The organism is Sphingobium sp. TomTYG73, assembly GCF_055394245.1.
Genome location: NZ_AP027339.1, coordinates 293,495 through 308,392, shown reverse-complemented (window position 1 = coordinate 308,392; position 14,898 = coordinate 293,495). Strand labels below are relative to the sequence as shown.

At 62.2% G+C, this 14,898-nt stretch carries 17 protein-coding genes and 1 tRNA gene; 13 read left to right on the top strand and 5 right to left on the bottom strand.

Features of this window, described 5'->3' with window-relative positions:
• Window positions 1-39 precede the first annotated feature (39 nt).
• From ACZ5TH_RS01670 to ACZ5TH_RS01660, 3 genes are all read right to left on the bottom strand, one after another.
• Window positions 40-789: an electron transfer flavoprotein subunit beta/FixA family protein gene (locus ACZ5TH_RS01670; protein ID WP_464794368.1), complete on the bottom strand. Its 750-nt coding sequence runs from the start codon at window positions 787-789 to the stop codon at window positions 40-42.
• A 112-nt stretch (window positions 790-901) separates the two neighbouring features.
• Window positions 902-2,101 (bottom strand): ADP-forming succinate--CoA ligase subunit beta, encoded by a 1,200-nt coding sequence (gene sucC, locus ACZ5TH_RS01665; RefSeq protein ID WP_449471414.1) that lies wholly within the window; start codon window positions 2,099-2,101, stop codon window positions 902-904.
• A gap of 142 nt (window positions 2,102-2,243) precedes the next feature.
• Entirely contained in the window at window positions 2,244-2,576 is a 333-nt protein-coding gene (locus ACZ5TH_RS01660; protein ID WP_464794367.1) for a hypothetical protein, read from the bottom strand.
• 61 nt (window positions 2,577-2,637) lie between these two features.
• On the opposite strand from ACZ5TH_RS01660, the gene ACZ5TH_RS01655 reads away from it, so the two are divergent.
• Window positions 2,638-3,036, top strand: a complete 399-nt coding sequence (locus tag ACZ5TH_RS01655) for a low affinity iron permease family protein (RefSeq protein ID WP_449471410.1) — start codon at window positions 2,638-2,640, stop codon at window positions 3,034-3,036.
• Between the two features lie 13 nt (window positions 3,037-3,049).
• Here ACZ5TH_RS01655 and ACZ5TH_RS01650 read toward each other — a convergent pair whose 3' ends face one another.
• Window positions 3,050-3,229, bottom strand: coding sequence for a hypothetical protein (locus ACZ5TH_RS01650; protein ID WP_196225497.1), 180 nt, complete (start codon window positions 3,227-3,229; stop codon window positions 3,050-3,052).
• 273 nt (window positions 3,230-3,502) lie between these two features.
• Here ACZ5TH_RS01650 and ACZ5TH_RS01645 point away from each other — a divergent pair, with 273 nt between their 5' ends.
• The 4 genes from ACZ5TH_RS01645 to ACZ5TH_RS01630 all read left to right on the top strand — a co-directional run bounded on the left by ACZ5TH_RS01645 (window position 3,503) and on the right by ACZ5TH_RS01630 (window position 7,697).
• Window positions 3,503-4,888, top strand: a complete 1,386-nt coding sequence (locus tag ACZ5TH_RS01645; RefSeq protein WP_464794366.1) for a glycosyl transferase family protein — start codon at window positions 3,503-3,505, stop codon at window positions 4,886-4,888.
• A 299-nt stretch (window positions 4,889-5,187) separates the two neighbouring features.
• On the top strand, window positions 5,188-5,961 hold the full coding sequence (locus tag ACZ5TH_RS01640) for a hypothetical protein (protein WP_464794365.1): 774 nt from the start codon (window positions 5,188-5,190) through the stop codon (window positions 5,959-5,961).
• A 60-nt stretch (window positions 5,962-6,021) separates the two neighbouring features.
• The gene (locus ACZ5TH_RS01635) at window positions 6,022-6,936 is read left to right on the top strand and encodes a sulfite exporter TauE/SafE family protein (protein WP_464794364.1); all 915 of its coding nucleotides are present in this window, start codon (window positions 6,022-6,024) and stop codon (window positions 6,934-6,936) included.
• A gap of 2 nt (window positions 6,937-6,938) precedes the next feature.
• On the top strand, window positions 6,939-7,697 hold the full coding sequence (locus ACZ5TH_RS01630; protein ID WP_464795035.1) for a TIGR02186 family protein: 759 nt from the start codon (window positions 6,939-6,941) through the stop codon (window positions 7,695-7,697).
• Between the two features lie 4 nt (window positions 7,698-7,701).
• On the opposite strand, the gene ACZ5TH_RS01625 is transcribed toward ACZ5TH_RS01630, so the two are convergent.
• Complete coding sequence (locus ACZ5TH_RS01625; protein ID WP_464794363.1) at window positions 7,702-8,133, bottom strand: DUF488 domain-containing protein; 432 nt, start codon at window positions 8,131-8,133, stop codon at window positions 7,702-7,704.
• A gap of 81 nt (window positions 8,134-8,214) precedes the next feature.
• On the opposite strand from ACZ5TH_RS01625, the gene ACZ5TH_RS01620 reads away from it, so the two are divergent.
• From ACZ5TH_RS01620 to ACZ5TH_RS01585, 8 genes are all read left to right on the top strand, one after another.
• Window positions 8,215-9,210 carry an aspartate carbamoyltransferase catalytic subunit gene (locus ACZ5TH_RS01620; protein ID WP_449471404.1) on the top strand — a complete coding sequence of 332 codons (996 nt, stop codon included), beginning with the start codon at window positions 8,215-8,217 and terminating at the stop codon, window positions 9,208-9,210.
• Window positions 9,207-10,430, top strand: coding sequence for a dihydroorotase (locus tag ACZ5TH_RS01615; protein WP_464771966.1), 1,224 nt, complete (start codon window positions 9,207-9,209; stop codon window positions 10,428-10,430). The genes ACZ5TH_RS01620 and ACZ5TH_RS01615 overlap by 4 nt, the downstream gene beginning before the upstream one ends.
• A 57-nt stretch (window positions 10,431-10,487) precedes the next feature.
• A tRNA-Trp gene (locus tag ACZ5TH_RS01610) sits at window positions 10,488-10,563 on the top strand.
• Window positions 10,564-10,731: 168 nt separating this feature from the next.
• Window positions 10,732-10,938 (top strand): preprotein translocase subunit SecE, encoded by a 207-nt coding sequence (gene secE / locus ACZ5TH_RS01605; RefSeq protein ID WP_449471402.1) that lies wholly within the window; start codon window positions 10,732-10,734, stop codon window positions 10,936-10,938.
• Window positions 10,939-10,996: 58 nt separating this feature from the next.
• Window positions 10,997-11,533, top strand: coding sequence for a transcription termination/antitermination protein NusG (gene nusG / locus ACZ5TH_RS01600; protein WP_449471400.1), 537 nt, complete (start codon window positions 10,997-10,999; stop codon window positions 11,531-11,533).
• Window positions 11,534-11,735: 202 nt separating this feature from the next.
• The gene (gene rplK / locus ACZ5TH_RS01595) at window positions 11,736-12,167 is read left to right on the top strand and encodes a 50S ribosomal protein L11 (protein WP_037464038.1); all 432 of its coding nucleotides are present in this window, start codon (window positions 11,736-11,738) and stop codon (window positions 12,165-12,167) included.
• Window positions 12,168-12,171: 4 nt separating this feature from the next.
• Entirely contained in the window at window positions 12,172-12,870 is a 699-nt protein-coding gene (gene rplA, locus ACZ5TH_RS01590; RefSeq protein ID WP_196225489.1) for a 50S ribosomal protein L1, read from the top strand.
• Window positions 12,871-13,100: 230 nt separating this feature from the next.
• The gene (locus tag ACZ5TH_RS01585) at window positions 13,101-14,849 is read left to right on the top strand and encodes a DEAD/DEAH box helicase (protein ID WP_464794362.1); all 1,749 of its coding nucleotides are present in this window, start codon (window positions 13,101-13,103) and stop codon (window positions 14,847-14,849) included.
• Window positions 14,850-14,898 lie beyond the last annotated feature (49 nt).

Here is a 14,898-nt window from a genome sequence, read left to right as displayed (position 1 = left end):
GCTTCGACAAGCTCAGCCCGAACGGGCTTGGAATGATGGTCAGGCAGCGACGCCCAAAGCTTTCAGCTTCGCGACCAGTTCATCGACATCGGCAACCTTGACGCCAGCCGAACGCTTGGCGGGTTCGGTGACCTTCAGCGTCTCCAGACGGGCGCTGATGTCCACGCCATAATCAGCGGGCGTCTTGTTCGCGAGCGGCTTGCTCTTCGCCTTCATGATGTTGGGCAGCGACGCATAGCGCGGCTCGTTCAAACGCAGGTCGGTGGTGACGATCGCGGGCACGCTCAGCTTCACCGTTTCCAGGCCGCCATCGACTTCGCGGGTCACGCTGACCTTGTCGCCCTCAACTTCGACCTTCGACGCGAAAGTGCCCTGCGGCAGGTTCAGCAGAGCCGCCAGCATCTGGCCGGTCTGGTTGCTGTCATCGTCGATCGCCTGCTTGCCCAGGATGATCAGGCCAGCGCCTTCCTCTTCCTGCACCTTGGCGAGCAGCTTGGCGACGCCCAGAGGTTCGACTTCGTCATCCGTCTGGATCAGGATCGCACGATCCGCGCCCATCGCCAAGGCAGTGCGCAGCGTTTCCTGCGCCTTGGCAACGCCGATCGACACCGCCACGACCTCGGTCGCCACGCCCTTTTCCTTTAGGCGAATGGCTTCCTCAACCGCGATCTCGTCGAACGGATTCATGCTCATCTTGACGTTCGCCAGATCAACGCCCGTCCCATCCGCCTTCACACGCGGCTTCACATTATAGTCAATGACCCGCTTCACGGGCACAAGGATCTTCATCGCAACATCCTTTCGTTTCACGCCACAGCCCGCATATGCGGACAAGGACGCAGGCGGCCTTTAAAAGACCGCCTGCGCCCCATGGTGTCTGTTCAAATGGCTGGAAAGTGCCTCAGGCTGCCTTCCTCACTTCCGCCACGATCTTCTTGGCCGCGTCGCCCAGGTCGTCCGCAGGGACGATAGCCAGGCCCGACGAGGCCAGAATGTCCTTGCCCTGCTGGACGTTCGTGCCTTCCAGGCGAACGACCAGAGGAACCGACAGGTCAACTTCCTTGGCGGCGGCGACGATGCCCTCGGCAATGATGTCGCACTTCATGATGCCACCGAAGATGTTGACGAGAATGCCCTTCACCGCCGGGTCCTTCAGAATGATCTTGAAGGCCGCGGTCACCTTTTCCTTGTTGGCGCCGCCACCGACGTCCAGGAAGTTGGCGGGGAATTCGCCGTTCAGCTTGATGATGTCCATCGTCGCCATGGCCAGGCCCGCGCCGTTCACCATGCAGCCGATATTGCCGTCCAGCTTGATGTAGGCGAGATCATATTCGCTCGCTTCGACTTCCGCCGGGTCTTCCTCGGTCAGGTCGCGCAGTTCCGCGATGTCCTTGTGACGGAACATGGCGTTGCCGTCGAAACCGACCTTGGCGTCCAGCACCAGCAGGTTGCCCTGCTCGGTCAGCGCCAGCGGGTTGACTTCGATCTGCTCGGCGTCGGTGTCGAGGAACGCGGCGTAGAGCGAGGAGGCGACCTTGGCGGCCTGCTTCGCCTGATCGCCGGTCAGGCCCAGAGCGGCAGCGATGGAACGGCCGTGGTGCGGCTGGAAACCGGCTGCGGGATCAACGGTGAAGGTGTGGATCTTTTCGGGGGTCGAATGGGCGACCTCTTCAATGTCCATGCCGCCTTCAGTCGATACGACGAACGCGATTCGGCTGCTGCCACGATCGACCAGCAGCGCGAGGTAGAATTCCTTCGCGATGTCGGCGCCGTCGGTGATGTAGAGGCGGTTGACCTGCTTGCCCGCTTCGCCGGTCTGGATGGTGACCAGCGTGTTGCCCAGCATGTCGGTGGCGTGGGCCTTAACCTCATCCAGGTTGAACGCCAACCGGACGCCACCCTTCGCTTCGGGGGCCAGCTCCTTGAACTTACCCTTGCCACGGCCACCAGCGTGGATCTGCGACTTCACGACATAGAGCGGCCCGGGCAGCTTCTTGGCGGCTTCGACGGCTTCTTCAACGGAAAAAGCGGCGTAACCGGCGGCGATCGGCGCGCCATATTTCGCCAGCAGTTCCTTCGCCTGATATTCGTGAATGTTCATGGGCCTGGCCCGTCCTTTCGCCTGAAAAGCTGTTGACGGGGCTAAAGCACAGGGACGCGGGGGACGCCAGTCTCGTTTCGCAAATCAACTTTGCAAAATTGCAAAATCATTTCCCGGAATCGCGTTCAATTCACCACTTCCTTCATTCAATCGCGCAGACGATCGCCGCCTTGCTCGTCACCATGAATATCTCCGGATCCTCCAGCGCCCGCACCTTGTAGAGGAATCGATCCACCGTCATCTCCCCCATGTGCGACTTGCGGAGCGACGCCAACGACTGGAGCCGCCGCAGCTGGATCAGGCTCAGCCGATCCACCATCCGCTCCGCCATGCACCCCGCCATCCGCGGCGAAAGCCCCGCTTCAATCAGCCCCGCCCGCACTTTCGATTCGGGCGACACCGTCGCGCAGGAAGACAGCAGCAAAGCAGCGGCAGGCAAAGCGAGCGCAAAGGCGCGAATGGATATGGTCGTCATGCGCGCTTCATGGCAATCAGAGCCTGAACACAGGGTAAATGGGCCGCCACGAGGACAAGACATGGACAAAATTTTCGGAGCCTTCGCGCATCGCGTCGCCAGCTGGTCCGGGCAGCCCCTGGCGTTCATATTGGCGTCGGCCACGATCATCGGCTGGATATTGACCGGGCCGATCTTCCATTATTCCGACACCTGGCAGCTCATCATCAACACGGGCACGACGATCGTGACCTTTCTCATGGTCTTCCTGATCCAGAACGCTCAGAATCGCGACGGGTCAGCGATCCAGGCAAAGCTTGACGAACTCATCCGCGCCGTCACCGATGCCCGAAACGAATTCATCGGCATTGAACATCTGACCGAAACCGATCTTGAACGTCTGAAAGCTATGCTGGAAAGGGAATATGACAGCGAGGAAAGTCACCACCGATCAATAGAGCGGTTGATCCAGCGGCGGTGACGGACGCCCACCATCAGTGTGCGGAATTCACTAACCGCACATTTTCCTCACGATATGCATCGATCTGATCACCATATCCACGAGCCAACCCCTCATAAGCAGCACGCCCTTTTTTGGAATGGCTCATCTGCGCTCGTATCAACGACACCTGCTGCCTGTGCAGTAGGTAATTGACATCCATCTCTCCGGTCATTCACGCCCTCCTACCTATCGCTGATGAGACTGGTTGGGGTGCCGCGACTCTTTAGACGAGTCGTCTTTCCGGCAGTGGAGACGTTAGCACCGCCGCGTCAGCGAGGCCATTCCATCCAACGCGCCGTTGGAGCAACTTGACGGAAATCGCGCCCGGTCGGAGCCTTCAGTGAAATAATCAAAGCTTTTCGCCCTGTGCAAAAAATATGCGCGAGGACTATGAAATCCCAAAGTAATTTGCCAATGCGCCTCGGCTTGCAGGGGGCATTTCAACATGGCGCAATCGCTGACGGCGGTTCTGGCGATCATTTATCATGAGATTTTGTTGTTCGCCGTGGTGGGACTGGCCATTGGGGGGATCGACGATTTTCTCGTGGATGTCATGTTCCTGGGCCGCCGCTGGTGGCGAAACATCGCGGTCTATTCTCGCCATAGGCGCATGACGACGGCGACGCTGCCCGCCTCTTCAAAGCCCGGCAAGATAGGCGTCTTCGTTCCCGCCTGGGGTGAAGCCGATGTGATCGGCCCGATGTTGCGCAATGCACTCAACCAATGGTCCGTCGGCAACTATCGCATTTTCGTCGGCGTCTATCCCAATGACCTTGCCACTTTGGCGGCCGTCAACCCGATCGCGGATCAGGACGACCGTCTCGTCGTCTGTATCAATGACCGGCCGGGTCCCACGACCAAGGCGGACTGTCTTAACCTCCTCTGGCGCGCGATGCAGGAAGAGGAGGCGCGCACCGGCAGAATGTTCAAGGCGGTGGTTTTGCACGACGCCGAAGATGTCGTCCACGCCGACGAAGTCCGGCTATTCGATGTGATGATCGATCGCTTCCAACTGGTTCAGCTGCCGGTTCTTCCACTCACGGGAGAAGGCGGCTGGTGGGCACGCTCCATCGCCAATCATTATTGCGACGAATTTGCCGAGAGCCATGGGAAATATTTGACGATCCGCGAAGCTATGGGTGCGTCGGTTCCGTCCGCCGGAGTTGCCTGCGCATTCGAACGACTGACACTCGAACGACTCGTCAATCCGGCGAACGGGGGTCCGTTCGACCCTGCTTCCCTGACCGAAGATTATGAAGTGGGCCTCCGGATCAAGAATATGGGCGGGCGCGGCGTTTTCGTGCGGATGCGCGACGCCGCAGGCGAGCTTGTCGCCACGCGTGAATATTTTCCGGACAGTCTGGATGGCGCCGTCCGCCAGAAAGCACGCTGGATGGTCGGAATCTCGCTTGCCGGTTGGGACCGCATGGGCTGGCAGGGCGGCCCCACCGAATGGTGGATGCGTATCCGTGATCGGCGCGCGGCGATCGCCGCCTTCGTTCTCTTCGCTGCTTACGTCGCCTTTCTGCTTTGGGGCCTGCTGCTCATGGCAAGCTGGTTCGGCATCAAAACCGCTTACCAGCCTTCTCCATTCGTCGAACTGCTGCTCTGGCTGAACTTTGCCTTCATGACCTGGCGCGCCGCGATGCGGGCCATTTTTGTCGGCCGCAGCTACGGATGGATTTATGGGATCGGCGCGATCCCCCGTTCCATTCTCGCCAATCTGATCGCGATGCTTGCGGCCCGCCGCGCGGTCTTCCTCTACCTTCACTCCTTGTTCGGAAAGCCGCTGGTCTGGGACAAGACACAGCATCGCTTCCCCCAGCTTTAAAGATCAACATGACCAACAGCGCCAGCGGACGGCCTCTCCGCTTTTTCCTTGTGCTTATGACCGGCTGGGTGATCATTCGGGTCGCGAGCGCCATGTTTGGAGGTACCGTCGCGCCCTTGCTGCCACGACCGATCCCGGTTGCGGCAGCACGCCTGACGGGGTCTTCTACGCAACAGGTTGTGCCGATTTCGGCCACGCCAACCCCATTGCTTGTCACCAATTGGCCGATGAACAAGATACGCGCTGCGGGGCCGAGAAGGGGCGTTAGCCCAGCCTCTATCCCTTCGTTTCAAGGTGCCATGGGCAAGTCCGAGGACGGACAGGCGTCCTTCGATCCGGACATCGAAAATGCCGATCAGGCCAGCAGGCCATCCGCCTTTGCCCAGCCCGCCCCGCCCGCTTGGCCGCCAACGCCCTCAGACGGCGCCAAAGTACGCCGCTGGCGCGGCAGCGCGTGGCTCCTCTGGCGCGACGGCAGCGCAAATCCGCAGGATCTTGTCACAGGCGGCAGGCTCGGCGGGTCGCAAGCGGGACTCCGGCTCGATTATGATCTGACGCCAGCCAGCACCGGCCGCGCCGCCCTCTATGGCCGCGTGAGCCGCGCCTTCAATCGCCCCGCTTCACCTGAGGCTGCCGCCGGGATAGCCTGGCAACCTGCCCGATCAATTCCGATCTCCATCGCGGCGGAGCGCCGGATCTCTCTGGGAAATGGCGCACGCAATGCCAACGCGCTGTTTGCCGTGGGCGGCTTCGGCCCCACTCCAGTTCTGGGCAAATTGGAAGCGGAGGCTTATGGACAGGCGGGCCTGGTCGGGTTCAACCGGCACGACCTGTTCGCTGACGGCAAGCTTTCCCTGCTCACGCCCATATCGGGGACGCCTGTACGCACCGGCTTCAGCGTATCGGGAGGCGCGCAACCGCAGGTGGAGCGCGTTGACATCGGGCCGGAGGTTCAGGTCCGCCTGCCACTCCCCCGCGTCGCATCGCGGCTCAGCATCGAATGGCGGCAGCGCATAGCGGGAGAGGCATCGCCCTCATCCGGCCTCACTCTTACCCTCGGCGCGGATTTTTAACGCGGGGCGGACGCGCAGCGCCTTTATCTTGCCATCCATTCGGCCTAACCCTGTACGCACATGGATCTCTACCTGCCCATCGCCAATCTGTCGGTGAACGCGCTGGTGATCATTGCCCTGGGCGGTGTGGTCGGCCTGCTCTCCGGCATGTTCGGCGTCGGCGGCGGCTTCCTGACCACACCCCTGCTGATCTTCTACGGCATTCCGCCAACCGTGGCGGCCGCGTCCGCCGCGTCCCAGGTCACGGGCGCCAGCGTATCGGGGGTCGTCACCCACATGGCGAGGGGCACCGTCGATTTCCGGATGGGCGGCGTCCTGATCGGCGGCGGCATCATTGGGGCAGGCATCGGCGTGCTGTTGTTCCGGCTGCTCCAATCCATAGGGCAGATCGATACAGCTATCGGCATCCTTTACGTCCTGATGCTCGGCGGCATCGGCATGTTGATGGCGAAGGAGTCCGTCCAGGCGCTGATCCTGTTGAAGACGGGCAAACGCATGCAGGCCCGCAAGCGCCGCCATCACCCCCTGGTCGCTGCGCTGCCGATGCGGTGGCGCTTCTATCGCTCGGGGCTCTATATCTCTCCCCTCGCACCGTTGCTGCTCGGTGTTGCGACGGGAATACTGACAACCCTGCTGGGCGTCGGCGGCGGCTTCATCCTTGTGCCCGCCATGCTTTACCTGCTTGGCATGACCACCCAGTCGGTGGTGGGCACTTCGCTGTTTCAGATATTGTTCGTCACCATGGCAACGACGATGATGCACGCCATGACTACAAAGGCGGTCGATCTCGTCCTCGCGATGCTGCTTCTGATCGGCAGCGTGACGGGGGCACAGATCGGCACCCGAATCTCGATGACCGTTCGCCCGGAATATCTGCGCATATTATTGGCGGTAATCGTACTGCTGGTCGCCGCGCGCATGGCGTTGGGTCTCGGTTTCCGCCCGGATGAGATTTACACGGTGGAAGTGCGTTGAACCTGCGCGCCCGTCTCGCACTGCTCCTCCCCCTCTCGACACTGCTCGGCGCGGCAGGAGAGCCGATGCTCGTCCCCGACGTCTCGCAACGGGAAGTGGAAATCCAGTACAGCTTCACCGGCGCCGACCTCCTGCTGTTTGGAGCGATCGTCTATCCCGACGGCCGACGGCCCAGCAAACCCGCGGACATATTGGTCGTGCTGAAAGGCCCCGACCAATCCATCACCATGCGCGAGAAACAAAAGGTCGCTGGCATCTGGGTCAATGCGGACAGCGCCCGCTTCCGCTCCGCACCCAGCTTTTATGCGGTCGCCTCTTCCCGTCCGATCGCCAACGTAGTCGATGAACGAACGGCCGCGATTTACGAGCTGGGCGTGGACAAGCTGCAACTGTCCCCATCCTCTCTCAATGACAGCGCAGAGCTTGATCGTTTCCAGGCCGGGTTGATCGATCTGCGCGAACGATCGGGATTGTTCGCCGAACGGCCCGGCTCCGTGGAAATCACCGACGGGGTGTTATACCGAGCACGCATCCCGCTGCCCGCGCGCGTCATCGTCGGCGATTATACAGCGGAAACCTTCCTCGTGCAGGATGGGCGGGTCGTTGCCGCCGCCGTCCGCGACATCACCATCCGCAAGTCGGGGTTCGAACGCTTCATGGCGGTCGCCGCCGAACGATGGTCCTTCTTATACGGCCTTACCGCCATTTTGCTGGCGGTGGGTATGGGCTGGACCGCCGGAGCCGTCGCGCGGCGCTTCTAACGGTTCAGGGCTTCAGGTCCACACGCTCGTCGTCTGGGAAAAGATACTCCAGCAATAAGGAGCGATGGCATCCGTCCGCCTCCCGCTCAAAGCACAGCAAAGCCGTGGGCCGCTCTCGCGCCAAGTCGCGCAACTGTTCCGCCTGGACGATCGCTTCCGGCAGGTCGAGTTGGCCCGAATAAATCTCCCGAAGTTTCGCATGATTGCCCTTGCGAGCCGCCTCCCGGCCCTCGGCGGGCGTACCCAGCGCCTTCAGCCCGACATAGTCGATCCCGGCCTCCTTCAGCCCCGCCGCCAGAATGTTCTTGGAAAATCCCGGCCGCCGCGAAAGCGGAACCGCCCTGATGTCCGCCAGCAGCTTGACGCCTGCCTTCTGCAACGCCGCTATCAGCTCGCCCTGCGTAGCCCCTTCATACCCGATCGTGAAAATCCGCATCCCATGCAGATAGGAAAGCGGACGGAACTTCCAAGCATCCCGTCTTGCCCTCTTTCCTGCCCTCGCCTAAAGGGTCCGTTCATGCCCGACATAACCGTTCCCCCCACCTCGTCCGACCTGACCGGCCGGGCGTTGTTCCCGCATCGGCATCTTCTCTCCATCGCCGACCTGAAGCCTTGGGAAATCCGTTTCCTGCTGGATGAGGCAGAACATTGGGCGCGGACCAACCGGGACAATGCGCGCAAGCATGACGACCGCCTAGCCGGTATGACGCAAATCAATGCCTTCTTCGAAAACAGCACCCGCACCCTGCTGTCGTTCGAAATCGCGGGCAAACGTCTGGGCGCCGACGTCGTGAACATGCACGCGGGGCAGTCGAGCGTGAAGAAGGGGGAGACCCTGATCGACACCGCCATGACCCTCAACGCGATGGCCGCCGACGTGATCGTCATTCGTCATGCGAGTTCGGGCGCCGTTGCCCTGATTTCGGACATGGTGGACTGCCCGGTCCTCAATGCTGGGGACGGCTGGCACCAGCATCCAACGCAAGCCCTGCTCGACGCCCTCACCATCCGCCGCCGCAAGGGAGGTTTTGAGGGCCTTATCGTCGCGATTTGCGGGGATGTGCTGCATAGCCGCGTCGCGCGGTCGAACATGCTCTGCCTCGCGGCTCTGGGCGCGCAGGTTCGCGCCGTCGCGCCGCCGACCTTGATGCCACCCGAGGTGGAGATGCTGGGCGCCACGCCCTATAATCGGATGGACGAGGGGTTGGATGGCGCCGATGTCGTGATGATGCTGCGCCTTCAGAATGAACGGATGGACGGCGCCTTCATCCCCTCGCCTCGCGAATATCACATGCTTTACGGCCTGACGCCCGAACGGCTTGCCATTGCCAAGCCCGACGCATTGGTCATGCACCCTGGCCCCATGAACCGCGGCGTCGAGATATCGAGCGTGGTGGCGGATGATCCGGATCGCTCCGCCATCACTGAACAGGTGGAAATGGGCGTCGCAATCCGCATGGCCTGTCTGGATGTGCTGACCCGTGGCGCGCGCGGCGTGGAGGGTTGGGCATGAGCAAGCTTGCCATCATCAACGCGAAGCTGGCCGACCCCGCTGCCCGCGACGTCCGCACTGGCGCGATCCTGATCGAAGGCGATCAGATCATCGCCTCGGGCAATGTCGATGTGCCGGACGACGCCGAAACGATCGACGCCGCCGGGCTGGTGGTGGCTCCGGGCCTCATCGATCTGGGCGTGTTCGCTACCGACAAGCCTGCCTTCCACTTCGGCGGGATCACGCGGGCCGCCCTGATGCCCGACCAGTCCTCCCCGCTGGATGAGGCTGGCCTCATCCGTCAGGCCGCGCGCGCGGGTAAGCCCGATTTCTGGGTGCATCCAATCGCTGCCGCCACACGGGGCCTCAAAGGGGGCGAGCTGGCGGAAATCGGCATGATGCAGGCAGCGGGCGCCAAGGCGGTGGCTACTGGTCGGCAATGGATCGCGGATTCAGGCGTGATGATGCGGGTACTCGCCTATGCGTCGGGCCTTGGCCTGACAGTCATCACGCATGCCGAAGACAGCGGCCTCGCGGGCAAGGCAGTCGCAACCAGCGGTGAAACGGCGACCCGGTTGGGCCTGCCCCACGCACCTGCATGCGCCGAAGCAATCGCGATCGCGCGCGACCTCATGCTGGCGAAGGAAACGGGCGCCGCCATCCACTTCCGGCTCGTGACGACAAAGGCGGGCTTTGACCTCATACGCGCGGCAAAGGCCGAAGGCGTAAAGGTCACCTGCGGGATCAGCCCGGCCTATCTTTACCTTGCCGACAATGCCGTCACCAACTTCCGCACCTTCGCGCGCCTGTCGCCTCCGCTAAGGTCGGAGGATGACCGCAGGGCCTCGATCGTCGCGGTCGCCGACGGGACGGTGGATGTGATCACCTCCAGTCATGATCCCCGTGGCCCCGAGGATAAGAGGTTACCCTTCGCCGACGCTTCTCCCGGCATGGCTGGAGCCGAGACGTTGCTAGCCCTGTCGCTGAATCTCGTGCGCGAAGGCCATCTGTCGATGACGCGCCTGATGATGCTGCTCAGCGCCAATCCGGCCCGCATATTGGGGGTCGATGCAGGAAGCTTCGCCGCCGGTAGCGCCGCCGACCTCATCTTCATCGATCCCGATGCGCCATGGATCATAGATTCCACGAAAATGGCAGCGCAGGCGGGCAACACGCCCTTCGATCGGATGCCGGTACAGGGCCGCACCCGTCGCGTGATGAAAGGCGGCATTTTCCTCTAAAGTTTCCTGCTTGCTCTCCCCCGCAGGCCACGCTAAAGCGCCCTCCTTCGCCGGTACAGGAGTGTAGCTCAGCTGGTAGAGCGTCGGTCTCCAAAACCGAATGCCGGGGGTTCGAGTCCCTCCACTCCTGCCAGGTCGCTGAGCGCTGATCCTTGATTTTTCAAAGGTTCGCGGTTAGTTGCCCCAGCGAAGATGGGTCGCGGAGCCAGCGGCCGCACCCCGGGACGCCGACATGGCGGGGTCCGGAGGGCGGACTGTTGCTTCGCGCTTTGGTGTTTGTTCGAAAGTTGTTGAGGCAGTGATGGCGAAGGTTTCTCCGGGCGAATTCGTCAATCAGGTGAAGACCGAAGCGTCGAAGATCGTGTGGCCCACGGGCCGTGAAACGGTCATGACTGCGGTGATGGTCGGTATCATGACCACGCTGCTCGGCCTCTTCTTCTTCGGCATCGACACCTTTTTCGGGGCGATCGTTCGCTGGCTGCTGGCGTTCGCCGCCGGACAGGCTTGAAGTTTTGGATTACCGCGATTTCCCAGTAAATCGCCTGGTAGGAGTTTGAGACGGTAACATGGCGCGCTGGTACATCATCCACGCCTATTCGGGCTTCGAAAACAAGGTCAAGGAATCGATCCTGTCCGAAGCCGAGCGCATGGGCCTCTCCCAGCTGGTCGAACAGGTGGAAGTGCCCACCGAGACCGTGACCGAAGTGAAACGCGGCAAGAAGGTGCAGGTCGAACGCAAGTTCATGCCGGGCTACGTCCTTGCGAAGCTGGCGATGAACGACGACATCTACCACCTCGTCAAGAACACGCCGAAGGTCACCGGCTTCCTCGGTTCGTCGGGTAAGCCCCAGGCGATCAGCGAAGGCGAAGCCGCCCGCTATTTCGGCGCGCAGAAGGCCGCCGAAGCCGCGCCCAAGCACAAGGTCAGTGTCGATTACGAAATCGGCGACAGCGTCAAGGTGCTGGACGGCCCCTTCGCGAGCTTCAACGGCACCGTCGAGGAACTCGATTTCGAAAAGAACCGGGTCAAGGTGTCCGTGTCGATCTTCGGCCGCGCCACGCCGGTCGAACTGGACTTCGAACAGGTCGAACTGTCGAAGTAAGAATTATGCTCGTCACCCGGACGGGTCCGGAGCGACGACAAAAGAGATTACGTCATCCCAGCGAAAGCTGGGATCTCGTGTTTCAGGCTGTTCCCTTGCGGCCTGAGATGCCAGCTTCCGCTGGCATGACGACAGGGGAAGCTAGTGCGGGAGGCGGATGTTAAGTCCGCTGTCTGACCGCTAAACTTGAAAGAGAGTGAAAATGGCCAAGAAGATTACGGGCTATATCAAGCTCCAGGTGCCCGCTGGAGCCGCCAACCCCTCGCCGCCGATCGGTCCGGCGCTGGGTCAGCGCGGTGTGAACATCATGGAATTCTGCAAGGCGTTCAACGCCTCGACGGAAAAGATGGACAAGGGCACGCCGCTGCCGACCATCATCACCGTCTATGCGGACCGTTCGTTCAGCTTCGTCACGAAGCAGCCGCCCGCCACCTATCTGATCAAGAAGGCCGTCAACCTGAAGTCGGGTTCCAAGGAACCGGGCAAGGTTGTTGCTGGCAAGATCACCCGCGCCCAGCTCGCTGAAATCGCCCAGGCCAAGATGGTTGACCTGAACGCGAACGACATCGACGCAGCGACGAAGATCATCGAAGGCTCCGCTCGCGCGATGGGCCTCGAAGTGGTGGAGGGCTAAGACCATGGCAAAGCTGACGAAGAAGGCGAAGGCTCTCGCCACTGCGGTTGACCGCGAAAAGCTGCACGGCGTTGACGAGGCGCTGGGCCTCATCAAGACCCACGCGACCGCCAAGTTCGACGAAAGCGTCGAAATCGCGATCAACCTGGGCGTCGATCCGCGTCACGCCGACCAGATGGTCCGTGGCGTCGTCACCCTGCCCGCAGGCACCGGCAAGGACGTTCGCGTCGCCGTGTTCGCCCGTGGCGACAAGGCTGAAGCCGCTACCGCCGCTGGCGCCGACATCGTGGGCGCCGAGGATCTGCTGGACAGCATCCAGGCTGGCAACATCGACTTCCAGCGCGTCATCGCCACGCCCGACATGATGGGCCTGGTCGGTCGCCTTGGTAAGGTTCTGGGTCCCAAGGGCCTGATGCCGAACCCGAAGCTCGGCACCGTCACTCCGAACGTCGCTGAAGCCGTGAAGGCCGCCAAGGGTGGTCAGATCGAATTCCGCGTCGAAAAGGCTGGCATCATCCACGCCGGTCTCGGCAAGGCCAGCTTCTCGGCCGAAGACCTGCGCAAGAATTTCGACGCCTTCGTTGACGCAATCGTCAAGGCGAAGCCGTCGGGTTCGAAGGGCAAATATGTCCGCAAGATTGCCCTGTCGTCCTCGATGGGTCCGGGCGTGAAGGTCGATGTGGCGGAAGTCGCTTCGGTCTGATCCCTCGCAATAGTTAATATAGGGGCCGCCTTCCCTCTTTGCGGGGGAAGGCGGCCTTCTTATTTGGGTGCCCTCCGGCACCCATTTCTGCCTAGAGCAGAAGTCCCTCAGGGACGGTGTGAACTTCGGGGTGTGTGACCTTGCATCCCGGGCTCCAGCAACAGCCGGAGCACATCAGGTCATCATGTATCCGTCGGGAATGGCGGGTCGCTTTACCGACGGAAAATATAATGTCTTTTGAACATCTCCCGCCCCTCCTCTCGGACGCCCTGACGCGAAAAGGCTATGAAAGCCTGACCCCCGTCCAAGCCGAAGTCACCCAGCCCGAAGCGGAAGGCCGCGACCTCATCGTCTCGGCGCAGACCGGCTCAGGCAAGACGGTCGCTTTTGGCCTTGCCATGGCGGGCGAACTGCTGGGTGAAGAAATGCGCCTGCCCGTGGCAGGAAAGCCGCTCGCGCTCGCCATCGCCCCCACCCGCGAACTGGCGCTGCAAGTCAGCCGTGAGCTGGAATGGCTCTATGGCGAAGCCCGCGCCCGCATCGCTACCTGCGTCGGCGGCATGGACGCCTCTAAGGAACGCCGCGCCCTTTCCCACGGCGCGCACATCGTCGTCGGCACCCCCGGCCGCCTTCGCGACCATCTCGAACGCGGCGCACTGGACCTGTCGGGGCTCAAGACCGTCGTCCTTGATGAAGCTGACGAAATGCTCGACATGGGCTTCCGCGAAGATCTGGAAGAGATCCTCGACGGCACGCCCGAAGGTCGCCGCACCCTCCTCTTCTCCGCCACCATGCCGAAGCCGATTGTTGCGCTCGCCAAGCGCTACCAGAAAGACGCGCTGCGCATCTCCACTGTCAGCGACGAACGCGGCCATGGCGATATCACCTATCAGGCCGTGACGGTCGCCCCCGCCGACATCGAGAACGCGGTGGTCAATCTGCTGCGCTATCATGAGGCAGAAACCGCGATCCTCTTCTGCGCCACCCGCGACAATGTCCGCCACCTCCATGCCAGCCTCACTGAACGCGGTTTCGCCGCCGTGGCGCTGTCGGGTGAGCATAGCCAGAATGAGCGCAACCATGCGCTGCAAGCCCTCCGCGACCGCCGCGCGCGCGTCTGTGTCGCCACCGACGTCGCAGCGCGCGGCATCGACCTTCCCAACCTCAGCCTCGTCGTGCACGTCGAAATCCCGCGCGATGCAGAAACGATGCAGCACCGTTCCGGCCGCACCGGGCGCGCAGGCAAGAAGGGCACTGCGGTCCTCATCGTCCCCTACCCCCGCCGCCGCCGTGTCGAATCCATGCTGCGTGGCGCCAAAATCCCGGTCGAATGGGGCACTCCGCCGAGCAAGGAAGCGATCCAGGAGCAGGACAATTCTCGCCTGCGCGAAAAGCTGATGGAGCGCGCCGAGCTGGACGAGCTGGATTGGACACTGGGCGCCGAGTTGCTGGAAACCAAGTCCGCCAAGGAGATCGCGGCGATGCTGGTGAAAAGCGCCCGCGCCGCCCTCCCCGCGCCCGAAGAACTGCTCGACGCCAGCGAAGCTCCGCCGCGCCGCGATGGGCCTCGTCCGGGCTTTGAGGATACCGTCTGGTTCCGCATGGACATCGGCCGCCGTCACAATGCCGACCCGCGCTGGATCCTGCCGCTGATCTGCCGCCGAGGCCATGTGTCACGCCAGGACATCGGCGCGATCCGGATCGCCGCAAACGAAACGCTGTTCGAAATCCCCAGCGCCATCGTATCCCGCTTCGTCGGCTCGGTGAAGCGCACGGGCGAGGCGAGCGACGAGGGCGCTGAAGTCCAGTTCGAACAGATTGAGGGAACACCTCGGGACACGGCGCGCGAGAACCGCCGCGAAGGGCCGCCACGTGGCAAGGGCCGCCCGAATGAAGGTCGTGGTCCGAAGCCAGCTTATGGCGCCCGGCCTTTCAAGGGCGGCCCCCGCAAAGGCCCGCCTCGCAAGCCACGCGGATAAGACACCGCTCCCAAAACAATGTGCTCCTGGCTTTACAGGAACACATTGT